Genomic DNA, 24,641 nt, shown 5'->3' with positions numbered 1-24,641 from the left:
AGTATATATTTAAGTTATATTATAATTTTTATGTTTTGCGGAAATGCATGATTATTTTTCAAGAATGAATTTTTTATAGTTGCAGCCTACAAAAGCAATTGATTAGGCCTAATACAGTTACTTCACATAAAGCTCAATGTAAATCGTAGCTTCCTTTTCGAGCGTAATTTCACCAATAGTACTGGCAGCCCCGGTTTTAGTTATGGCTGGTGTTTTGGCGTTACCAAATGCCGAACTTGCGCTATAGTTAAATGTATTGCTATTAATGGCATACATATCGTAATTAAGATTAGCCGTATTGATATTACTTAAATTAAGTTGTATGCTTTGTGCGGTACCAGTACGGTTCCAAACTGCCAGGTAATACCTGCCGCCGGCGGCAGAAGCGAAACCATTGAGCTTTGTACCGTCAAACGTCATGTAACTACGGCTGGCTGGCATGCGCTGGTACATCCATAATGCATAAGCACCCGAGCGGTAACGGTATTTTTTACTGTCCCAGTCGTAATTTTGCAGGGTAAAATAATCATCACCTCCCCCAAAGCCCTGCCCCATAGTTTGTGCCCAGTAAAACCGGTTAGTACGGGGCAGCTGTTCAATAGCCAATTTTGTAAGTTCGAGTGTACGGGCGCAGCTACGGTAACTATTGTTGGCTGCATCATTTATAGCATTAAACGGGCTTTTTAGCCAAGAGTACTCGGTACAAAAAAGCTTTACGCTGGCATGGCTTGTACGGTAAGCGGCCACGGCATTGTAAAAAGTATTCATTTTATCGATAGCCGTTTGGATGTTTGATTGAGCTATGGGGTTATCGTCCCAGTTTAAATAGTTGTGGTAGCTTATAAAATCCAGGTCTATAGTTTGTGTAGAGCCATCCGAAAGCTGTACTTTATTTGTAGCAGGGTCAGTCAGCTTACTTATAAACTGTGTCATCCAGCGGGTAAGTTCAAACCCGGGACCTCCTATTTTAAGGTTTGGATCGGTAAGCCGTTTATTGGCCAGGGCAATGTAAGCATTTAAGAAATCTTTCCAAAAAAGTTCAAAATCGGGGTAGTAACCCCACTCTACACTGGCTGCGGCCAGTTCAGGCTCATTTAGTATTTCGTAATATATTTCTACATCATTACCTATATATCCTCTCACTTTGGTTAAAGAGGTGTTAAATATTTTTTGCACTTTAGCAGCATCACCACGCAACGCAGCAGGTACAGTTTCTATTCCTAAGTGAATACCTACCCCAGCCGAAACCAATGATGTTAATATAGACCTTTGTGAAGGCTGCCCGCCATCGTTGATGTCGTTCCAGGTACCATCACTGGCAATGTTAGTTACATTAGGTAAGTTTACTTTACTGAATGGCAGCGAAAGGGCATCAAGTACGTTGGCCTTGTCATAAATTTTGGAGGCATTAACCCATTTTTGCGGAGAATATCCGCCTATAAGTTCCTGGTTAAGCGCGGAGCCGGCATCAGCAGTGCGGGTAAAATCTATAACTACAGGTAACGCGGTAGATATAGGGGGTTGAATTACCGGTGGTACTACAACCGGAGGCTCCTGTGGCTGGGGTGCGGTTTGCTTACTGCCGCACGAACTAAAAACAAAGCCCAGCATAATTACTGCACATAAGGCAGATTTTTTAGACGCACGGGTTGGTTTAACTGGTTTATATAGTAATGTATTCATTTTGTTAAAACGTTTTAGCAATTTTATCGAATTTTATTTTCTGTAACTATTTTTGATCTTGTGATACTTACAATTAGTTGTTCAATTGCGCCTGGTAAAGTGAAACAGGTTTAATTAAGGATTGACCTATTCCCTCCCATATACTATTAGGCCTGGGATGCCATGCTTTTCCATAACGGGCCTTGGGAGCAATGTTCCAATTGATGGCCATAGGTGGCTGCTGGCATATCATGGTTTTAGCAGTACAGTTCCAAAAAACCTGGAAAGCGCCTGCCCAGCCATGTCCTGTACCCGAGGCTCCACGGTCTTGTACATTTATTTCACCGTCGGTAGTAACGTTATCATACAATGTACCGGTACCCCAGCGGTGGTGCGGACCAATATCGGCATGGGTTTTTGTAGCCGAGCAGTTATAAAATACGTTGGGGCCGCATACAGCGCCGCCGGTCACAAAATCATGACGACCGTTACGGGTTACACAATTTTTAAAAAGGTTTAATTGGCCGTCGCAATTAAAAGAATAACGCCTGCCTCCCTGTATCTGCGAAACAGGGTCGAGGCAACGGGAATTTTGGACTGTGACATTTTTAGCGGTATGTGCAATATTAACACAACTATAGCCAAAAGAGACCGAGGTAACCTTATCCACCCAGCAATCTTCGGCTGCTTTTATGGAGATGGCATTCCATCCATGCTGTTCATCGTCTTCACCCGCATATACAGATACCATTCTAAGATTTTGAATAGCCACATGGTTAATACGTGCCGCAAAGGTGTAATGGTATAACTGCCCTCCCCCATAACGCTTATCGAGGTTCATCACCAAGGGTGCATGCAATGCAATAAGCTTAGTTTGTGTGTTTACAGCGGTAATTAGGCGTTCGTAACTTAAATTAAATTCATTTAATGGCCACTGCCTGCCGTTAGGCGGCAGCTTATTTATACTATCCATCTTAATATCGTGTATCCATTTTGCCGTGGCAGGCCGGTAAACAATAACCTTATCGCCAGGCTTGTAACCCGTTGTGGATGCTACATGAAAAGTTTTGCTTCCCACCGGTACCACATCATCCGTAATGGCAGTTTTTCCGGCCTCCTGTTTTAAAATAGAGTCCCGACCTGCAATACCGAACAGATCACTTTGCTTCATCGAAGTATAATTGATTACCGTACCCTTTTCATCATCACCTTCTCCTTTAATTAAAATGCCGCTTTGCTTTATCTGCAAGGTTGCGCTTACTGTGTAAGCACCTTTTTTAAGCAGTATAGCACCTCGCATTTGATTAACTATGGGTAGCTTCCCTACCTCGTTTATAGCTTGTTGTATGGCTTTAGTATCATCGGCACCTGATGGGCTTAGGATAAACTTAACCGAGGCCTGAGCAAAGGCTGTTTTGCCTCCCTCATAACCCACCATCGAAAAATCGGGGATGGTATTACCGCTTGCATCAGATTTGTAAACCAGTTTGCCATTCACATCGTATCTTACCCAATATGATTCCCATTGGCAGTAACCGCTAAAATTAAAACATGTTAGCATAATTAAAAAAAATATATTTTTCATCATAGCTTATTAATACAAAACAGGTTTACATAGAGGCTTATAAAAAAAATTGTTTTTTTCAAGCCGTTTTAATTGGCAATATAAATTGCTTACAAGTTTAAACAAAATTATTAAATTTTGCTAAAACGATTTAGTTTAAATGCTATATTTATCGATATTTTCACCAATTCATATTACCTTAATTAAAGTGCTTATGCCCTTTTATCATACCGTAGCCTGTAAGTGGCAATTACAAACAGTACGCACTTTTACCCTGGTTAACAAATGGCTGATTTTATTAGTTGTAACCTGTTGTTTTAATATGCCACTGGCAGGGCAAACCAATACTGTACTTACCGGCCTGCGCTGCGAATATGCAGTTAATCCTATAGGCATAGATGCCTTGCAACCCCGTTTAAGCTGGATAACACAAGCGACCGGGCGCAGCTGGCAACAAAGCGCCTATCGTATATTGGTAGCTTCGTCAGTTAAAAACCTGCAAACTAATAAAGGCGATTTATGGGACAGTAAAAAACAGCTTTCAACTGCGAGTAATCAGGTAATTTACCGGGGCAAACCACTTACCTCGCACCAGTTATGCTTTTGGAAAGTAATGAGTTGGGACACCAACAACCATGTCTCTGGCTGGAGCGCACCGGCTAACTGGGAAATGGGTGTACTTAAAGACATTGACTGGCAAGCCGGTTGGATAGGGAGAAATAATGTAGTCTATAACGAGTATGATAATACCCTTACAGGCAGTAACTGGATCTGGCATCCAAAATTTAATAACAGCATTAACTGCATATTTACTAAAGCATTTAGCGTATCCAATAAAAAAATTAAGGACGCTTACTTATTGTACACCGCCGAAAACGTTACAACCGCCCAACTTAATCAAATTGGCCTTAAAGATGATAAGGAGGTAAACCAGAAACCGGTAAATCCCAACGAAAAATGGAAACAACTAAAAAAAGTTACGATAAGTAATTGGTTAAAGCCCGGTAACAATACCCTTACTTTTACGGCCAGAGGGGGCAGTAAACAAGCCGGACTGGTATGCCGCCTGTTAATAACTTACATCGATAACAGTAAAACACTGGTTATAAGCGATAGTACGTGGAAGGCAAATTACCAGTTAACAAGTAGTGCAGCACCCGACGACGCGATAGCAGCAAAGGTAATTGCACCATTTGGCGAAAAACCATGGCTTCCGCTCATTTATAACCCGCCTGCAACGCAGCCCGCCCCCTACCTGCGTAAAGCATTTACCGTTACAGGTGCGGTAAAACGGGCACGTATTTACGCCTGTGCGCCCGGCTTTGCGGAATTGCGACTTAACGGTAAAAAAGTGGGCGCTAACCGCGAACGCGACCCGGGCTTCACCCGCTTTGATAAAAGGCTGTTATATGCCACTTACGACGTAACAGCACAACTTAAGATTGGTAAAAATGCTTTGGGCGCCATTTTAGGCACCGGATGGTACGATGTACATGACCTTGCCGTTTGGAACCTGGAAAAAGCACCCTGGAGAGGCAGGCCCCGGTTAAAACTGCAATTGTTTGTTGAGTACACCGATGGCCGCACACAAACTATTTGTTCGGGCCCGGGCTGGAAGGTTGCTGATGGCCCTATCCGGTTCGATGGGATCTATACCGGCGAGGTGTATGACGCCAATAAAGAGATCAATGGGTGGGATCTATCGTCCTATACGGATAAAACCTGGAAAGATGCCGTAACCATGCCTGATCCAGGTGGTAAAATGGTGGCTTTGAGCTGTCCGCCGGTTGGTATTGCCAAAACCATCAAACCAATTGCTATTACTGAACCCAAAACGGGAGTTTATGTAGTAGATATGGGTGAAAATTTTTCGGGACATACACAACTGAACATCAGTGCACCCAAAGGAACAGTAATTACTATGCGTTACGCAGAATATTTAGACGATAAGGGCATGATAGGACGCGGTAATATTGAATCGTTTATGGCTCCTTCGGCACCACCGCAACTTTTTCAAACCGACCGCTATATTTGCAAAGGCAAAGGTGTTGAAAACTGGGAGCAGCGTTTTAGTTACAGCGGCTTCAGGTATGTGGAAGTAACAGGTTTGCCTTTTAAGCCCACACTTGACAATTTCAGGGGCCGCTTTGCCTATACAATGTTTGAAGAAGACGGAAAATTTGAATGCGATAACCAGCTTATCAACAATATTCAAAAAATAATTTTACAGGCTTACCTGAGCAACAGTCAAAACATTCCTACCGATTGCCCCCAGCGTGAAAAGAACGGATGGACGGCAGATGCGCACCTGGCTGCCGATTTGGGCATCATGAATTATAATGCCGCTTCGTTTTATGCCAAGTGGCTGGATGATATTGCCGACTCGCAACTTCCCGATGGATTAATACCAGTAATTGTGCCCAGCGCTAATTGGGGCGAACACTGGGACCCTGAATGGACCAGTGCCTACCATATTATTGCCTGGGACCTATATCAGTATTATGGCGACATCCGCATACTGGAAAAACATTACGACCGCCTTAAATTATATGTAGATAAGCTGACCCTGCAACGTAAAAACAACTTGATTAAGGGATACTCTTATGGCGATTGGGCTTTTTACGACACGCAAACCTCTAAAGTGCTAACGGCCAATGCTTATTTATACTTAGATGCCGAGATATTGACAAAAATAGCACGCCTGCTGAACAAGCCCGATGATGCGGCTACTTATGCGCGGATGGCAAACGAGGTAAAAAACGCTTTTAATTCAAAGTTTTTAAACACAGCAACCTCACTATATGACAATGGCAGCCAGTGCGCCCTTGCCACTCCGCTGTATTTTGATATGGTTCCTCCGCAGGATAATGAAAAAGTATTTAATGCATTGCTTAAGAAGATAGACAGTGCAGGGCACATTGATGCGGGTATATTGGGTACTAAACACCTGTTGCGTACCCTGTCTGATCATAACCGTACCAACCTGGCTTACCAGTTGGTTAACACTACAAAAAACCCGGGCTGGGGATATTTTGTAGATAAGGGGGCTACATCATTATGGGGAGGCTGGGGCCGCAAAGGCACACCAAACCGCGGATCTCTTAACCATATCATGTTTGGCGATGTAAGTGCCTGGTTCTACCGGGACCTGGCAGGTATACAGCCTCACCCCGAATACCCCGGCTTCAAGCACTTTGTTATTAAACCAGGCTTTGCAGGCGATTTAAAACATGTTAAAGCACATTATAACTCTGTTTATGGTTTAATTAACGTGGAATGGAATAAACAAGGTAACAGCATAGTGTTAAACATTCATGTACCGGCCAATACATCGGCCACCGTATATTTACCGGCTCAATTAGCAGAGGGTGTTAAAGAAGGCGACAAACAACTTACTGAAGTTAAAGATATTACAGATGCCGGGCAAAAAGATGGTTACAGGGTATTAAAGGTAGGTTCGGGCAGTTACAGTTTTAAAATGAATTAGCCGGGCTAAAACTGTTTATCTCGCAATTGTATCTTGAATGATGAATGTTAATTGTAGGGCTGTGACCGTGAGTGAATAACAAGCTATCCCTTTATATAGCTGAAATTGTTATAGCTGCGAAATTGTACTGCAGTTAGTAGCCCTGCAAAAAAGGAGTTTGAGTTGGACATAAAAAAACCACAGGATGCTATTTATAACATCCTGTGGTTTTTTTGTATTAGTGCTTAATAATTAGGCTGATAAGGGTTTACTTTCTTCCAGGCATCGGTTGGGTTGCCCACCAGTACACTTGGCATATCCCAGTATAATACACGGGTTTCGCCGTTAGTGTAATTAGAATCATCATGACAGTACATGCCAAATTTAATAGCTGTACCATTTTGTAAAGAGTCGCCATTCCAGCAATCCTGCCCAATATTAATACCGCTAACGCTAAAAGTTGGTGCCGATTGATTTAGTGTAGCATCGCCATGCCATACTTCTATCATCCCTGTATTATTACGTGAATAACGCACATGCACTACAATTGATTTCCACAAGTTTTGTTGCGCATTGGCTATCAATTGCTTAGTAGAACCGCCTGCCCCGTATCGTCATGTCAAATATACCTTACCATCGGCTTCAACGCCTAAATGCCAGGTCCAGGTGTTAAGTGCACTACAGCCGGCATTTGAGTTATTAATGCCCTGCAAAATAATAGTATTTTTGTTAATTGGAAAGTTAGTGCTGCCTGTTGGTAAATAATAAGCCCCACCAAACCAACCATCTTCCTTAATAAAATTAGCATCCTGTGTTAACTCTGCCCCCTTGGTATTACGGGTAGGATCCCCATTGCTATCAAGCAATATATTGTTTTCGCTCCAAATGAATTTAGCGCTCCAGGTACCATCTTTAGCACCCGCACCCGATTGTATGCGCTGTACTTGGTTGCCGTTGGTAGTATTGCGCGGCCAAAAAGGATACAAAGTGTTACCACTTCTATTAGGATCAGGGTCTGTAACTACAGTCTCAAAACTGGTTTCCTTTTCGTTAGCTGTGGTAAGTAGTTTGTTTACACCTACGGGGTTTTCTACGCTTGCTGCTTCTTCGGTAGCAGTTGTACTTTCACCCTTTTTGCATGATTGCAAAACAGTTACACTTGCCAGGCATATTGCCCAAAACAAGCTCTTGTTAATTTGCACATTTCTCATATTTGTTATTTAATTGGTTTCCTAATAAATAAAACGTTTTAGCAAATATCAACACTAAGTTAATCACTATTTACAGATACTACTAATTGAAGCTTGTAGCTATTAATTAACCGGTGTTAGTGTAATATTCAAAGGCTGCATTAAATATTTACCCTGATGTTCGCCAGCGGTAAGTTTTAATTCATGCGCACCCGCGGGCAGCTCAATGATACCTACATTTAATGTTTTGGATACACGTTGCTTGGAAGTAGTTGGCGCATAATCAACCCACAATTTTTTTTCGCCTACAGTAATGTAAACTTTGCCGCTTTCATTCTCATTTTCAGTATTGTACTCTATGGTTACTTTAAAGCGGGCAGTTTCATTTAATCTGAAATTCCAGGCCAAAACCTGGGTATCATCTTTCCAGTGCCTGATGAACTCGTTATGTAATTTACCGTTACCATATAGTAGATCTTTTCCTGTTAAGGCAGCATCGAAAGCCTGTAATACGTTAGCTGTAGTGTTACTTAGTAAGCGCGTATAATCGAGTTTCGGCTTACCAGTGGTTTTTAAAACCACAACCGATATAATGCTATCCGGCGCTTTGGCAGGAACTGTTATTATCAAATCCTTATCATTCAAACGCGCAGTTTTTAAAGCAGAAGCGCTTTTGTTAGCCAGTAAGTAAGCCTTTTGCAAGGTACCGTTAAAGCCCCCCACTATAAGTTTACCATCTTTAGGCCATTGCTTTACCTGCAGGTAAAGCGTTCCATTTTTATAGGTGCTTTCACCCCAGGGCTGTACACTAAGCGGACTGGTTGTTGTTCCATAAATACTTTCGCCGTTCACCTGCATCCAGTTGCCAATACCTTTTAAAATAGCCAAGTCGCGCGGGTCCATTTTTCCGTTACCCATTGGGCCTACATTCATTAATATATTACCGCCCTTGTTTGCCGCGCCGGCCAACAGGCCTATAAAATGCGAGGCCGGCTTATGACGGGTATCAAATTCACTGTAACCATACGATTCGTTAGTGGTAGGTAAACCTTCCCATACTTGGTTTTGAGGGCGAAAGAATGCAGGTTTATCAGTAGTGTTCAGGTAATCGCCAAAATTAAAATCATTAAAAGTTACCAGGCGGCCGTTTACAACTACATTGGGTGCAAAGGTGCGTATATTCTGTAAAATGCGCAGATTTTCTGAAATGGGCAGGTGCTGATTGGTATCAAACCAAAAAATGTCGGGGTCGTATTTTGCCAATTCTTTTAGCTGAGGTATTACCTTATTATTTACATATTTTTGTACCCTCGGAATAAATTCCTGGTACTTGTTCCAATCGGGTGCACCTTTTAAGTTAGCCAGATAGGCATTGCCAACAGTGTCCCAATCTCTACCCGATGCATCGGGGTGTTCCCAATCATTGGCATGCGAGTAATAAAACCCAAACTTGATACCATATTTTTTAGCAGCAGCACGTAATTCTTTCATAGGGTCGCGCTTAAATTTGGTGAGGCGTATGTCGTAAGGGTAAGCATCTGATGGGTACATGGCAAAGCCATCATGGTGCTTGGCGGTAATGATCATATACTTCATACCGGTTTCTTTGGCGGTTTTCATCCACTCATCTGCATTAAAGTCAACCGGGTTAAAATTATCAACCAGTTTGCGGTACACCTTGCCTGGTATTTTTTTGGTACGCATAATTTGTTCGGCATAACCGCCTACAGGCTTACCTTCCCAAACGCCACCGGCCAGCGAATACACACCCCAGTGAATAAACATACCAAATCGGGCATCGGTGTACCAGGCCAGCCGCTGGTCATGGTCCTGCATAGATCTTCGCCACCAGCTACCGGGTGCCAACGCATCGGTTACAGCATTTTTATCGCTTTGTATCTTAAGCGATTGTACTTTATCGTTAGTTTCTTCGTAGGCAGTGGCTGTAGCCTGAGCGTATATACTGCTACTGTACGCTATACCTGTAATAAAGCATATCGCTTTTATAAAATTGGTCATATAATTAGTATAAGTGTTTAACTTAAAAGTTGTTAAAACGTTTTAGCAATAAAAAAAACTTATTTTTAATTCAAAAAAAGATGGCTTTTATTTTATCAGGTATTTCTTATTGAAGATTCTCTAACGATGAGGTTGGCCGGGATAATAATCTGATCGCCAAGATCCTTCTCATTACCATCAATTTGTTGCAAAATTTTTATTACCAACTGTTTAGACATAGCCTCAACGGGTTGGGCAACCGCCGTAATTGATGGTGTGTACAGCCTAAAAAGATCATGATCATCATAAGCAATAACCGCCACATCATCAGGAATGCGAATTTTTTTTATTTTTAAAGCTTCCAATGCTCTGATAGCGAGGTAATTAGTTCCTACAAATATAGCATCAACTTTAGGATTAGCTTCAAAAAACCTGAGCAGCTGGCTTACAATGTCTTCGTGCTTTGTATGAAGGGGTATCTCTAAAATAGAAGGCAACAGTCCGTGCTTGTCCATCGCTTTTTCGTATCCTCTGCGCCGTTCCATCATTTGTGTTTGTTCGGATATGATTGTTATCATTGCCGTTCTTTTATACCCGTTCTGTATCAGATGCTCAACCGCATTCAGCGAACTTTGAAAATTATCAATGCCAACATAATTAGTTTTAAGCATGCTAAAGTAACGGTCAAATAAAATAAAAGGATAATTATCCTTCAATAGCAATAAAAGATCATCTTCAATACCTATAGGCGGCGTAATAATAAAACCGTCTACCTTACGTTGCCTGAATACCTTAATGAGTTCTTTGGCTTTATCGGTATTATTGTCAGTACTTACATGGATAATCTTGTAACCTTTTTCATAAGCTGCGTCTTCAATATGTTTGGCTATCTGTGCAAAAAAGGGGTCGGCAATATTTTCGAGCATCAATCCAATAGTTTTGGTTTTACCTGTACGAAAACTCTGGGCCAGCTGATTTGGTTTATACCCCGACTCTTTAACCAGTTGCATTACCTTTTTAACCACCGGCTCGCTAATGCGCATCTCTTCGGCTTTACCGTTAATCACAAAAGAAACTGTAGTAACTGATGTATTTAGCTGTTTTGCGATATCAACGATTGACAATTTTTTCATAGTGGCCGGCATTTTTAGTTACAGCAAATGCAAATGTATCATATAAAATCTATTTTGTTATTTTTATGCTATGAGGTTACATCACCAGTTTGTCATACATTAATTTTGCTACCATTTGGTTACCGGCAGCATTCAGGTGAACTTTATCTCTCGTTAACACGCCTTTCTCTTCATTTCTAATGTTATTTTGTTCATTGTATTGCGTAAACTCTTTGCGTAAATCAATAAATTCACATTTATATTTTACAGCTAAATTATTTACAGTTTTTGCATACAAGTTCAAATCTCCATCCTGCTCGTTAGTATTAGCTTTCTTTTCGCCTATTACAGCCGGAGTACATAATACCACTTTTGCGCCTGCTGCTTGTATTTGTTCGATAATTGCTGAGTAAAACTTTTCGAAACGGTTAAGATCGGTACCTGTACCTGTTTGAATCTTATGCCAAACATCATTTACACCAATGTAAATAAAAACCATATCGGGGTTTTTGCTCAGCACGTCTTTATTAAGCCTGAAGTAAAGATCATAAATTTTATTACCCGATACACCGGCACCTATTAACTCGTACCTATCAGCCAGCTTGTTTTCTTTCAGGCGGTTTTGCATCAAGGTTATAAAGCCATCGGGATCTGGCCCGTGCCAGGTAATAGAATCGCCAAAGAAGATGACCCTTTTTGGTTTTACAGGTTGCATAGCTGTAGAGGCCAAAAAGATGATCACTAATAAAGTATATTTAAACATTTTTTTCATTAGCGTTTAAGGTTAGAATTTTTTGAATTAAAAAGTAAAGTACCAAAGCCTGCCTGATCCGCCGGACGGGGGCCCTCGTTTTCGGGTCGGATCTTACTCACCACTTTAGCGGTATAAGGGGCGGGTAAATTTTTACGGTTAACATAATGGTTATATACCATTTCATAAATAGGCCTGAAATCGCCGCGGTGATCATCAGAGATTTTTGTAAAGCGGTATTTGTTGTTCACATCGGGATGCATAGTGTAAGGCACATCGACGCCTAAATTATATTTTGCAGTGTACTCAAAGCCAATTAGCAGGCGGTTATTTAACGCACCATACATATCAAGCCCCTGGTTATAACCTATTTCGCAGGCCTCGGCCAGGTTGCCCAAACCTAACTGGGCATGTGCCTGGTCGCGACCGCTTTCCTGGCATTGCCCGGTTTCATATATATAATTGGGTAAGCTGGCGTTACCTTTACCGTTGTAATAATAGTCGACCGCGCTGTCAAATATGGCCCGGTCGTTACAAAAAACGCCTATTCCCATAATTGCTTTAATGGCGGCATTGCCCCAATTGCCATTAGCGTAAGGCGCAAAATCTTTCATAACCGGGTAAAAAACCTCTTTAAACATTTTTTCGCATTGTGCAATGTCTTCGGGTTTCCAGCCTGCGCCGGTATAGCGTAAAATTTCTGCAGCATTTACAAGCTGCGATCCGTCAAAGGCGGCCAGCAAAGGTGCATCGGCATATACGATAGCCTTTAACCCGTACGACCAGGCATTCAATATTTCTATAGCCTTTTGGGCATGTGCTTTTTTACCGCTAAGGGCCCACATCAGGGCGTTGTAATAGGCGGCATTGCTGTCGTGCTCAATTTGTGCCGAATGCAAACGCCTGGTAGCATCACGCGAAACGCTATCGAAAGGCCCCTGCAACTTATAATACGCACCAGATAATTCGTTAGAAGCTAATGCCTTGAAACCGTCTTTCCAGGGTTGCTCACCCGCTTTAACAGCTTCTTTGATAAGCTGCAAACTGCTTTGGGTGTGTAATATACCCGGATGTATAAACTGTTTTACAGATTGGGCCTTTACAAATACTGTTGTAATTAATAAAATAAGAATAATGGTTAACTGTTTCATAAACGACTTTACGCTATAAATATAATAAACTTTGCTAAAACGTTTTATTAAAAAAAGATTTTATAAGGACATAGCGCTTTTAAAACAGCTTGTGTATTCACGTATAAATAAAAAATGCTTAGTGGTGCCCGGCGGGGAGCCGGGCCACTAAGCTACCAATTTCCAACTAAAATGGAATAAAACCTTACAATTATAATGAACTAAATCGTTTTAGCGAAATTTATTTTTACTTTTTTTATTGTACATCCATATTAGACAATCCATTACCTAAAGAAACTGAATTAGTAGGCGTATTGCCCGACAATGAGTTGCCGCGTACCTGCCCGTAACTGGAGTTACTGCCAATTTTAACACCATACCCTTGGTTATTTGAAATAGTATTATCAACAAAACTAAAGCGCGTAGGTGTGCCACCATCGGTAGCGGTACCAATACCAAAATCCTTATTGTTACTCACCGTATTGTTTTTTACCACCACATCAACCGATGCTCCTCCTATGCGTACACCCCGGAAATTATTCCCTGTCATGATGTTAGCATCAATGGTTAAATTAGTAACTGCCGTAATATTGAGCCCGTTACCGCTGGGCGAGTTAATAAAGCGGTTACCATCATACACCTGCGCCCTGTCGATGCTACGAAGGTAAACGTTATGAAAAAAATAAGGCGAAGGATGCGTAGTGTTATTACCTAATGTTCCGTTAGCTTCTACATCGCAATTACGAAGAATTACATCATTGGTATGTTTTATATGCACACCCATACCGCAGTTTACTACTTTAATAGTAGTGACATAAGCCCGCTGATTTTTTGAGCCCGGAAAGTCGTCAACCGTTATACGAATACCGTACATATTGAAGAAGTTACTCATACGGCTTGATGAAGGCGTATTGCCATCGATAGTTAAGTCGGATATCACCATATCAGAAATCACCCCGCGGGTTCCCACCATATCGCTGCCGTTATCATAGTCGGGCGTCCATGACTCGTCGCGTTTAATTATCGATTCGTCGATACCCACTCCCTTAAGCCGCACTTTAGATTTGAGGCGTATGGGTCCTGTTATCCGGTAAATACCGGCATTAAGCACCACTGTACCACCGCCCTGGCTGCTCATGTTGTTAATGGCATTGTTAATTTGCGTGGCGTTGTTAATGTGTTTGGTAGCCTCGCTAACGTTTAAGGTACTGAGTGTTGTGGTACGGGTTTCGTAAATAGTAGCTTTAGTTGGCAAATCGGCCGTATAAGTGGCCGTGGCCAACGTAATACGATTTTTTTCGCTGCTTTCAGCTAAAGCATCGGGCTGATCATTAGCTGTTTTTTTGCAGGATAATAAACCTGTAGTTAACGTTACAACAATACATAGCTGCCATAATTTTACGTTGTTTAATAAAATTCTCATTTGGGGGTTTATAAATAGCAGCCTGTATTACAGCAGCAGGCTGCTTTCGGTTTAATAATTAATTGGTACGTACCATTGAGCATTTGTCTAACGAAAAATCGCGGAAGCTACCATCGGTTTCTACATAGAATTCGGCTGCTGTAAGCGTGCCGCTCCATTGCAGGTTTACGCTTCCCGAAACCAGGGCATAGGTATCATGGTTAAAGTTCTCCTTTACGCTGAAGAATTGGGTTACGCCGCCAGCGGTTATTTTCACGGTTACCTTGCCTACATAAGTGCCTGCTCCGGCCGGTATTTTTTTCATAAAGGCGGTTAAATCATAAATTCCTTTGCCACCAGTACCCGATTGCAGGGCTGTCAGTATATTTTGCCTTGGCCCGTTATAATCTTGCGTACGGCCTGTAACCTGTAAAGTACCGCCACTGGCTGTAATAGCACATCCGTTGCCAGTCCAGCTGCTTGCATTTGTAGTAAAGCTACCATTGGCAATCAGGTTACCCGGGTAATAGGTGGGTGTAGAAAACAACAATGTACCAAAGCCTATATTACCCGAATAGGTGTCTCTTAACTCGGGCCTGCCCTGAATGGCCAATTGAGTGGAATAATAAACCGGGCTGCCCGAGCTGCCTGATATAAGGCCTTTGCGGCGGGCATAATGGTTGGTGATCATTTCATAAGTTGGGTATATCAAGTCTCTATTTTCGGGAGAGATAGAGGTACTGTAAGTATTGGTACCTCTCACATTAATATAATTTACGTACGAAGATGGCGCATTGCCAAGCAGGTAACTGGCCGTGTACTCAAACCCTTTTAACAGCCGGTTATCTAAATATCCGTACATATCCATACCTTGGTTTAAACCCACTTCGCAGGCTTCGGCCAGGCTACCTAAACCAAATTGCACGTGGCCTTGATCGCGGCCACTTTCCTGCGTTTGCCCGCTTGCAAACTTAATGTACCCTTCCAAACAGCCGTTGCTGCAATAAGGCGACGTGTAACCGGTAGAGGCATCTACAAATCCCGGCTCTTTGTTATAAAAATGATTTACGGCTTTATTAAACATGGCTACATCATCTAAAAAAACGGCCATAGCCATCATACACTTGATATTAACCGCATCCCAGTTACCAGGATTGGCTGGCGCCCAGTCTTTTATTTCATTATAAAACTTATTACGGAACATGGTTTCCACTTCAGTTTCAAAGCTGCTGGTCCAGCCCGGATAACCGGTATGCTTTAGTAACTCGGCAGCGGCAGCAAACTTAAACCCGGTTACGCCAGCCATAAGCTTGGCATCGTTGTTGGTAAAATCTTTAAGCCCGTTAACCGGATCTGACCATAACGCAATAGCCTTTTTAGCTGTATCGCCATAGGCTCGCGTACCAGTTATTACCCACATCATGGCTTGTTGATAAGCCGCGTTTGCACCATCATTAATTTGACCTACGTTTGATATCCAAACACCGCCAATTGCCCGCTCAACAATACCATTGGCCGCAGGATCGGGTACGCGTGGTTTATAACCAAGTTGCGAAAAAGTACTGGCCTTAAAAACTGTGTAACCGCTTTTCCAAGGCTCTACATTACCCAATGCCTTGGTTTTAATGTTCAACAGATCCTGCGAATTGTGCACTACGCCGGGGTGTACAAACGTTCCGGAGAACAGTGTGGCCGTACGCTTTGATGCGTTTTGAGTTTGTGTTTCACCTGCGGCCTCGTTGGCAAGCTGGTTTTTTTTGCATGACGCAAACAGCACTATAGCTGATGACAGCAGTACAAAAATTTTAGTGTAAGCTTTCATATTGAGTTACTTAATAACCTGGCCGACAGTATAGCTATCCCGCCAGCCAGGCGGTTAATGGTGTAGTTGGTTACTTAACTTTTACCAGCGAACATTTGTCTACCGCTATAGAGTAGCTGTTGCCAGGTGTGGTTACATAAAATTCGGCTGCGGTAAGCGTACCACTCCAGGTAACATTGGCCGAGCCCGATATTTGGGCAAAGCTGTCGTCATATTTTTCTTTGGCGGTATAATAATGGGTGCCGGTACCATCTACCAGTTTAATGTTTACCTGCCCCGTAAATATGGTTGAAGTAGTACTTATCGTGCGTATATAAGCGCTTAAATCGTATAAACCTTGTCCGTTATCAAGCAAATACTGTTTCACATCCTGGCGGGGGCCCGAGTAATCAAAATCACGCGATTCTACACTGATAGATTTGCTGCCTTCAATATGCAGGGTGGTGTTAGATGTAAGAATGGCTCCTCCTGCAGCGTACCAGTTGACTGTTCCGCCTTCAAAGCTGTAATTGGTTAAGGCATTGCCGCCATAAGGGCCTACTGCAAATAACAGTGTGCCAAAGCCCGGGGCAGCCGGATCATTAGAGGTACCTTCGGGCGATATACTTTCGGCCACCTGTTTCAAATAGGTCATGCTGGATGAACTGAGCAACCCTTTACGGTATCCATAATGGTAATAGGCCAGAGCGTACACCGGGAAGAAAGTGCCATAACCAATTGTAGAAGGAACATCGCCGTAGTCTTTACTGCCGGTTATGCCGTCATAATCAACAGGTGTGCTGGCAAAACCATTACCGGAGTTATAACGGGCAGTAAACTCGTAACCTCTTAGCAAGCGGTTATCGAGGGCGCCATACATATCCATATACTGGTGCTTGCCTATTTCGCAGGCTTCGGCTAAACTACCCAAACCTACCTGGGTATGGTTTTGGTCGCGGTTGGTTTCCTGGCACTGGCCGCTTGGTAAAATATAATTGGCCAGGTTGCCATTGGCAGGTGTGCTGCGCCCATAAAACTCGTCAACCGCACGCTGAAAAATAGCGGTGTTCTCGGTAAATACGCCAATAGCCATCATACATTTAATAATAAACGCGTCCTGATTACCGGGGCCTATCTGGTTGTAATTTTTTATTTCATTATAAACCGGACCTGTGAAAAAGCTGGTAGCCCTGGTATTGTAACCCGAAGTCCAGCCGCTATAACCGGTATGTTTCAAAATTTCGGCAGCATTTATAAAATTATACCCATACAAAGAAGCCGATATACGGGAATCGGCGCCGGTAAAATCGGTAATCACCGATGCCCAGGCATCAATCAGATCGCGCGATTTATTGGCATACGCAACATCCTGGGTAATGTACCACATCAAGGCGTTTTCGTAGGCGGCACGGCTATCTTTGTCGCAGCGGGTGTTACTGCCAGTTGGATCAAGGCCGCCTGTTTCGCGGTTTACCACTGTAACACCCTGGGGGCCACGTATAGTGTAAGTGCTTTGTGCGTAAAAATCCGCAGCCAGCTTATCATAACTACCTTTCCAGGGCTGCAAATTGGCGTTTACCTTGCTGCGCATCCTATCAAGATCCTGCTGCGAGTTAAGAATGCCAGGATGCTGCCAGTCGCCCGAAAAGATAGTAGCCGACCGGTAAGGTGTTTCATCCGCAGCCGCTGTTTCAACGGCTTCACTAATTACTTCCGGCTTTTTACAAGCCGTTAGCATAGCTACTGTTATACACAGCAGGGTGCTTAATTTTAAAAGTGATTTCATAGGATAATTTAATTGATTATTAGTTGTTCTATTTTAAGTTTACAGCAATAAGCCAAGAAAAAATAAAGCAAGCGGCGAAACAAAGCTGTTAACGCTACTTCTCCTAATTTTTAAGCTGACAAAGCACTAAAAAGCTTATAAAAACTGATATCTAAGGAGAAAAGAAACAGTCGTTAAAACGTTTTAGCAACAACAACGCAATTGGTTAATGCATTAAAAGCTTACGATAAATTTTGTTTAATAGTAATAATTGGTTAAGTCAAACTTAAAAATACTAAATCGATTTAGCAAATTTTTTTAGAAATATTTTTACAGAAATTTTGAGCAAAAAAAAAGTCGTTAAATGATCTTTAACGGCTCTTTAAAATACGTAGTATTGAGCTATTTAATGAAATTCACCTCAAAGTTGCCATTACCTACTTGCAGCAAAATATGATCATCCGTTATTACCCCTTTTATGGAAGCACCATTTATACGTAAATCTTTCACATTTTGCGGAAGTTGTATAGAGCCTGATGTATTAGCTGGTAAGCTTACCTGTAATTTTACCCGGTTACCTTCCCGTTTCCAACCCGATGTTATTCTGCCATTAACCGTACTTATCCCGGCCTCTACCATGTTAAGCCCGCTTTCAGGAATGTAAGGCTTTATAATAATTTTACGAAACCCTGTTAAAGTATCGTCGGTATTTATACCGGCCAAAGCATGATAAAACCAGGCATCTATACTGCCAAACATCACATGATTGTGCGATCCGCTTCCATCCCACCACTCGGGGAACGTGTTACGACCTTGAAGCATGTAATCGAAACCTGGATAGCCTTTTACATTCAGCATACTATAAATTAAATCATTTCGATTTTCCTGTGTAAATAGGTCTAACATATATTTTAAGCCAATAATACCTATGTAAGGATGTCCTTGTCTGTGCTCCGTAATATCCGTTACCAAATTATGCATTACCTGTGCTTTATACTTGGCAGGCACTAAACCTAAGTACAAGGGCATTATTTGCCGGTATTGGTAATGATACTCCTCCCCTTTGTAAGCAGCAATTGTTTCATCAAAATAGTTTTTGTTGAAGGATCGTAAGGTATTTTGTTTCAAACGCTCGTAATATTTTTTATCCTCTGCGTTATTAAGCACACCTGCGGCATCACTCAGTATTTTGGTACATAAGTAAAACATAGCTGTAGTTGACATTGCCGGATTACCTCTTAACCAGCCGCTTGTAGCCTTACTATCTTGCGCTGGATTTCCCCAATCGCCGTAACGGTCCGGTTTTAAAATATAATCTTTGGCATTGGCAGCCAAATAATTTACATACTTTTTGATAGCAGGATAGTAAGTTTGTAATACGCGGGCATCTCCGTAATTGCGGTAATGGTCCCACACAACCAATACCATACCACAGCTCCAGTTGGTATTTTCTGAAACTACAAAAGTTGGAGAAATATGCTGTAAGCGACCCGCACTGTCCTGAGCATAGCGGGCATCATCGGCCCATTTGGTATAAAACAGCGGCGCATCAAAATTAAGCATGGCTTCATCGGCAGTAACATAACCATCGGCCATCCATCCCAACCGCTCATCGCGCTGCGGACAATCGAGCGGCAGGCCCTGCATATTGCTGCGCTGCGACCATAAGGTGGCCTGGTGTACACGGTTAATCAGATCGTGGTCGGTAGTTAATTCACTCGTTTGAGGCAAATCGTTATGTACTACGCAGCCCTCGGCGCTTAAAATTTCGGCCTGGCCTTGCAAGCTCACTTGCAAATATTGAAATCCGTGGCTGGTAAATCGGGGTTCGTAAATTTCGGTGCCGGTACCTTTTAAGGTATATCGATCCTCATTGGCTGCTGCCCGGTTAGATTTAGTATTCAAAGAACTATCAACTGTTTGCAGGTCTTCAGCATGGCGCAGGGTAATCACTGTACCGGCGCTTCCATGCACTTTGATACGTGCCCATCCGGCAAAATTTTGCCCCATATCATAAATAACAGTACCGTTTTCCTTCTTGAAAACTTTTACTGGTTTCATAATTTGGGTTACACGTTCGGCAGGCATCAGGTTTACTTCCATTAATTTTCCGGGTGCGGGCAATGTTTTGGCAACCTTCCAGCCTTGATCATTATAGCCGGTCATATTCCAACCGGTTTGCTCCAAACGGGCATCATAATGTTCACCATCGTAAACCGAGTTAAAGGTAATTGGTCCAAATGCCGCTTTCCAGCTGTTATCCGTTTTTATTATTTCGGTTGAGCCGTCGGTGTAATCTATATACAGCCTTAATGCAGCGCGCGGATAACCGTAAAAAGGCATACGCCAGTCCTGATACTTTTTAAGGGGGTTATACCAGCCGTTGCCTAATTGAATGCCCAGCACATTGCTGCCATACTTCAAACTTTCTTTCACATCAAACACTTCATATAGGGCACGGTCAGTGTACCGTGTTTTGGCCGGGGCTAACACATGATCACCCACTTTTTTACCGTTAATACTCAGCTCGTAAAAACCCAAACCGCTTACCATAACACGGGCACGCTTAATGTTTTTTACTAAGTTTACTTGTTTTCGTAAATATTGCGAGCGGTTTTCGAGCAGGCTATCAGGCGAGGGTATGGGTTTTTCACCGGCTAACATTTTTTCCAGTGTATAACCAATCCACTCTCCTTCCCATTTTGTATTATCAAACAAAGCAGTACTAAAAGTAGTATTGCTTATCGCTTTATCACCCTGCCTGTTCCAAGATGTTACCTGTATGTAATAATCATGATTGGGCTTAATAAGCTTACTATTGGGATGAATATATTGGGCTTTTGCCAAATTGACTTTACCCGAGTCCCATACATCGGCTTTGCCCTGTTTAAGCATACCGACCGAAGTGGCAATGAGCACCTGATAAGCTGCCTGGTATTGGTTATTTTTGTTTGAAGATAATATCCAGCTTATACCCGGCGAAGCATGGTTAACATTAATAGGTGCTACAGAATAATCTACAGTTATTTGAGTTATTGCCCAGTTTTTTCCATTAGCTTTAACGCTATTTTGTATAAAAAACAAAACAACTAAACCTATAATGATGTGTTTGGCCGTCATTTTAAAATTTATTTAATTGTAAACTGCTTTTCCAGTTTAATACTTTCGGATGAATTGCCTATCATCACCTTAAAAGTACCAGGTTCCACCACGTAGTTCATATTAATATCTAACAAAGACAGGTCATCGGGGTGTAGCGTAAAGTTCACTATTTTGCTTTCGTCGGGTTTTAAGGTTACTCTCTCAAAGCCTCTTAAATCAAACTCATAGGTGGTTACGCTGCTATATTCATCTTTGAGGTACAGTTGTACCACTTCATCGCCGGCTACTTTACCTGTATTTTTTATTTCGACACTTACCTGTATATTGCCTTGATTATTCTGCACTTCGGGATTAACCTTTAAATTGCTAAAGGCAAACGTAGTGTAGCTTAACCCAAACCCAAATGGATACAAAGCCCCATTGACGCTGGTGTTACCCGAGCCGTTTGGCCCGTTGGATGCCTGGCCAGCATGCGAACCAGGCTTAAAGGGAAAGTTAAATTCGATTTGACCGGTAGTTTTAGGAAAGGTAATGGGTAGCTTACCCCCCGGATTATAATCGCCAAATATTACTTCGGCCAGGGCCTTGCCTGCCATTGAATTGGAGAACCAGGTTTCAATAATACCGTTCACATACTTATTAGCCCAGTTAATGGTTAAAGGCTGCCCGTTAGCCAATACCAGCAGTACCGGCTTGCCGGTTGCCTGGAGCGCTTCGAGCAGTTTTTGCTGACGGCCGGGCAATTCGAGCCCAGTGCGCGACATGCTCTCTCCTACCGTAAACGCGTCTTCGCCTAATACGGCAATAACCACATCGCTGTATTTGGCAGCCGTAACGGCAGAGTCTATACCAGCCTGCTCAGCGGCAGTAAGCGGGGTAGCAATAATTTCACTTTCGGGCCAGGTAGCATCTGCTACTTCGCAGCCTTTAATGTAATTTACAGTAGCCTGGCTACCTGCATATTGTTTAATACCCTCCAATACCGATACATTGCTTACATGCGAAGGGCCATAGCGGCTTACCAAATGTCTTGTAGGTGCCGCCAGCGGACCGGTTACCAATATTTTTTTAGTTTTGGTAATATCGAGTGGCAAAAAGTTATTGTTGTTTTTGAGCAATACGATGGATTGGCGAGCCATATCCAGCACAAAATCTTTGGTTTGTGCCGGATCGGTAACATTATCGGCTGCTTTGGTATCGGCCACATACGGATGATCGAACAAGCCTAACTGAAACTTCACCCGCAGCACATCGGCCACGCGGCTATCCAATGTTTTCTTCGAAACTTTACCTTCTTTTACCAGTTCGCGCAGGGGCAATATAAAATCCTGCGGCGGGGTAAAGTGGGTGCGCACGTTTAAACCAGCTTCTATTACCTGCCTAACGGCTTCTTTATAAGTATCGGCTACGTGATGCTTGGTGTATAGGAATTCTACCGCCTCACTGTCTGACACTACATAGCCCATAAAGCCGTATTGCTCGCGCAGTAATTGTGTTAAAAAGTATTTGCTGCCACTTACAGGCACGCCGTCCCAATCATTATAGCTGCTCATAATACCCATGGGGTGCGCTTCTTGTATTACTTTTTTAAAGGGATACAGATATAGCTGGTGCATTTCGCGCGGGGCTACATGCGGATCGGTGCGGGCATTGCCATCGCGGCCACCTTTAGGTACGCTGTATACGGCAAAGTGCTTTAGGGTTGCGGCTACGCCCTGGTCTTGTATTCCCTTGGTCATTTGTATGCCCAGTTCGGCTATATGAAAGGGGTTTTCGCCGTAAGTTTCTACCACACGTCCCCAGCGCGGATCGCGCGAGGGATCTAAAATAGGTGCGTAAACATTGGTATAGCCCAATGCTCTGGCTTCGCGGCCTACAATTTTACCGGCTTCGTACACCAAATTTTTATTCCAGGTACTGCCAATGGCAATGGGCGACGGCAACGGGGTGGCCCTATCGTGTGTTAAGCCGTGTATGCCTTCGGTAGTAAAATCAACCGGGATACCCAAACGGGTTTGTTCGACAAACCATTTTTGTATCACATTTATAGCCTCGGCATGCTTACTGTGTGGGTACGTAAACTCATTTGAAATAAACGTACTGTGCGCAGCCACACCGTTAAGCTGCTCATCTATATTGGCTATGCCGTCTTTCCATATCTCGTTCTTCCATTCGGGAGTGGGCTGTTTGTCCCTCAGTACCCTGCCATAACCGTATAAGGTGGCCGTTTGGCAGGTTTTTTCTTCCAAGGTCATTTGCGATAATAAATTGGCTATGCGCTTATCAACCGGCTGGCTCTGATCTTCATAAATATCTTTCTTGCCATTTTTATTTAGGTCGTTCCAACCATGGTAATAAATATTTTTCGACTGTGCAAAGGTTGTTATAGCTAATGCTGTAAATAGCAAGGTAACGTAGTTATATTTTTTATTCATGCGTACAATTGGTAGTATGTTATGTGGTGTTACTTATATATTGCTAAAACCACTTTTTCATGTTACTGTAATTCTGATATCGCCATAAAGCTTCAAGCAGATAATAATCGGCATACACAATAGGTACGTTTATTTCGGTACCGGCAGGTTTGTGGCCAGTGCTGTGTTTGAGCAGGAAATAGTTATTGGTACCTGTTTTAGCCAGGTATTGCGGCGAACATAAGTTTTTTAGCATCTGAACAGCTTTTTGCTTGTACACATTTTTCGCACCTGCGTAATGGCTCAATTCCAGCATGCCAGATGCGGCAACGGCAGCGGCCGAGGCATCGCGTGGGGCGGTGGGAATATCAGGTGCGTTAAAGTCCCAATATGGAATGTGGTCGGCTATTTTATTGGTTTGACTGATGAAGTAATTAGCTGCCTTCATGGCTTGCTTTAGATAGCGCTTATCTTTGGTTTCACGGTAGAGGTTAGTGTAACCGTAAATGGCCCAGGCCTGTCCCCTCGCCCAGCACGATTCATCGGCATTACCCTGATGCGTTCTTTTGGCCAGCAGCTTACCGGTTTCCTTGTCAAAATCAAGTACGTGGTATGTAGAATTGTTGATCCTGAAACGGTACTGCATGTCGGTATTGGCATGCTTAACGGCTATCTTGTAAAAGGATGAATCGCCGCTAACGCGGGTGGCCCAAAACAGGTACTCGAGGTTCATCAGGTTATCTACTATGACCGGATAGTTAAACTTCGGATTGTCCCAGGACTTGATAGCGCCCACATTGGCATTAAAGCGGGTGGCTAAAGATTTAGCACCTTGCAGCAGTACCTGTTTATGATGGGCCGACCCGGTTAGGTGATATGCCTGCCCAATAGAATTATACATCATAAAGCCCAAATCGTGCGTGCCGGTGTTGTTTTGCTGGCTCTCTATACCTGCGGTAAAAGCCATAGCCTGCTTTTTCCAATAAGGGTTGTTGGTAAAACGATATATGAACCATAATTCGCCGGGGAAAAAGCCGCTGGTCCAATCGGAAGCGTTAACGGTTCGCAAGGATCCATCTGCATTGGTATTGCGGGCATATTTTGTAGTATCGGGATATTTGCTCAGGTAACCCTGCAATTGCGCTTCTGCCAGTTTCAATACTTTTTGTACCGGTAGCTTAGCCTCTTTTTGCGCATGGCAAACTTCAGCTGTAAAAAAGGTTAATGTGAGTATGAATATATATTTGAACATGTGCTGATGATAGGATAGCTGGTGTTTTAAGT

At 42.8% G+C, this 24,641-nt stretch carries 15 protein-coding genes; 1 reads left to right on the top strand and 14 read right to left on the bottom strand.

Translation table 11 applies throughout. From position 1 onward, the window contains the following. Positions 1–117: 117 nt before the first annotated feature. Both ACFQ3S_RS01475 and ACFQ3S_RS01470 read right to left on the bottom strand, forming a co-directional pair. Positions 118–1,683, bottom strand: a complete 1,566-nt coding sequence (locus ACFQ3S_RS01475) for a GH39 family glycosyl hydrolase (RefSeq protein ID WP_377160462.1) — start codon at positions 1,681–1,683, stop codon at positions 118–120. Positions 1,684–1,756: 73 nt separating this feature from the next. Further along, positions 1,757–3,250, bottom strand: coding sequence for a hypothetical protein (locus ACFQ3S_RS01470; protein WP_377160460.1), 1,494 nt, complete (start codon positions 3,248–3,250; stop codon positions 1,757–1,759). Positions 3,251–3,440: 190 nt separating this feature from the next. Here ACFQ3S_RS01470 and ACFQ3S_RS01465 point away from each other — a divergent pair, with 190 nt between their 5' ends. After that, a complete protein-coding gene (locus ACFQ3S_RS01465; protein ID WP_377160458.1) occupies positions 3,441–6,713 on the top strand; it encodes a glycoside hydrolase family 78 protein in 3,273 nt (1,090 codons plus the stop codon). Between the two features lie 224 nt (positions 6,714–6,937). Here the strand turns inward: ACFQ3S_RS01465 and ACFQ3S_RS01460 are convergent, their stop codons facing one another. From ACFQ3S_RS01460 to ACFQ3S_RS01405, 12 genes are all read right to left on the bottom strand, one after another. Beyond that, on the bottom strand, positions 6,938–7,276 hold the full coding sequence (locus ACFQ3S_RS01460) for a heparin lyase I family protein (protein WP_377160456.1): 339 nt from the start codon (positions 7,274–7,276) through the stop codon (positions 6,938–6,940). Positions 7,277–7,306: 30 nt separating this feature from the next. After that, positions 7,307–7,903, bottom strand: coding sequence for a hypothetical protein (locus ACFQ3S_RS01455; protein WP_377160454.1), 597 nt, complete (start codon positions 7,901–7,903; stop codon positions 7,307–7,309). Positions 7,904–8,005: 102 nt separating this feature from the next. Then, positions 8,006–9,901: an alpha-L-fucosidase gene (locus ACFQ3S_RS01450; protein WP_377160452.1), complete on the bottom strand. Its 1,896-nt coding sequence runs from the start codon at positions 9,899–9,901 to the stop codon at positions 8,006–8,008. Positions 9,902–9,996: 95 nt separating this feature from the next. Next, on the bottom strand, positions 9,997–11,013 hold the full coding sequence (locus ACFQ3S_RS01445) for a LacI family DNA-binding transcriptional regulator (RefSeq protein ID WP_377160450.1): 1,017 nt from the start codon (positions 11,011–11,013) through the stop codon (positions 9,997–9,999). A gap of 76 nt (positions 11,014–11,089) precedes the next feature. Beyond that, positions 11,090–11,764 carry an SGNH/GDSL hydrolase family protein gene (locus ACFQ3S_RS01440; protein ID WP_377160448.1) on the bottom strand — a complete coding sequence of 225 codons (675 nt, stop codon included), beginning with the start codon at positions 11,762–11,764 and terminating at the stop codon, positions 11,090–11,092. Continuing rightward, positions 11,764–12,894 carry an alginate lyase family protein gene (locus ACFQ3S_RS01435; protein WP_377160446.1) on the bottom strand — a complete coding sequence of 377 codons (1,131 nt, stop codon included), beginning with the start codon at positions 12,892–12,894 and terminating at the stop codon, positions 11,764–11,766. The genes ACFQ3S_RS01440 and ACFQ3S_RS01435 overlap by 1 nt, the downstream gene beginning before the upstream one ends. A 235-nt stretch (positions 12,895–13,129) precedes the next feature. Beyond that, positions 13,130–14,296 carry a right-handed parallel beta-helix repeat-containing protein gene (locus ACFQ3S_RS01430; protein ID WP_377160444.1) on the bottom strand — a complete coding sequence of 389 codons (1,167 nt, stop codon included), beginning with the start codon at positions 14,294–14,296 and terminating at the stop codon, positions 13,130–13,132. A 58-nt stretch (positions 14,297–14,354) separates the two neighbouring features. Then, a complete protein-coding gene (locus ACFQ3S_RS01425; RefSeq protein ID WP_377160442.1) occupies positions 14,355–16,097 on the bottom strand; it encodes an alginate lyase family protein in 1,743 nt (580 codons plus the stop codon). Between the two features lie 70 nt (positions 16,098–16,167). Beyond that, a complete protein-coding gene (locus tag ACFQ3S_RS01420; RefSeq protein WP_377160440.1) occupies positions 16,168–17,862 on the bottom strand; it encodes an alginate lyase family protein in 1,695 nt (564 codons plus the stop codon). Positions 17,863–18,243: 381 nt separating this feature from the next. Further along, positions 18,244–20,961 carry a family 78 glycoside hydrolase catalytic domain gene (locus ACFQ3S_RS01415; protein WP_377160438.1) on the bottom strand — a complete coding sequence of 906 codons (2,718 nt, stop codon included), beginning with the start codon at positions 20,959–20,961 and terminating at the stop codon, positions 18,244–18,246. 8 nt (positions 20,962–20,969) lie between these two features. Beyond that, entirely contained in the window at positions 20,970–23,378 is a 2,409-nt protein-coding gene (locus ACFQ3S_RS01410) for a glycoside hydrolase family 3 N-terminal domain-containing protein (protein WP_377160436.1), read from the bottom strand. A gap of 43 nt (positions 23,379–23,421) precedes the next feature. Then, complete coding sequence (locus ACFQ3S_RS01405) at positions 23,422–24,609, bottom strand: glycoside hydrolase family 88 protein (RefSeq protein ID WP_377160434.1); 1,188 nt, start codon at positions 24,607–24,609, stop codon at positions 23,422–23,424. Positions 24,610–24,641 lie beyond the last annotated feature (32 nt).

Source organism: Mucilaginibacter terrae, from assembly GCF_042679325.1.
GTDB classification, from domain to species: Bacteria; Bacteroidota; Bacteroidia; order Sphingobacteriales; family Sphingobacteriaceae; genus Mucilaginibacter; species Mucilaginibacter terrae.
The sequence above is the reverse complement of the archived record's forward strand: the minus strand, read 5'-3'. Positions and strand labels throughout refer to the sequence as shown.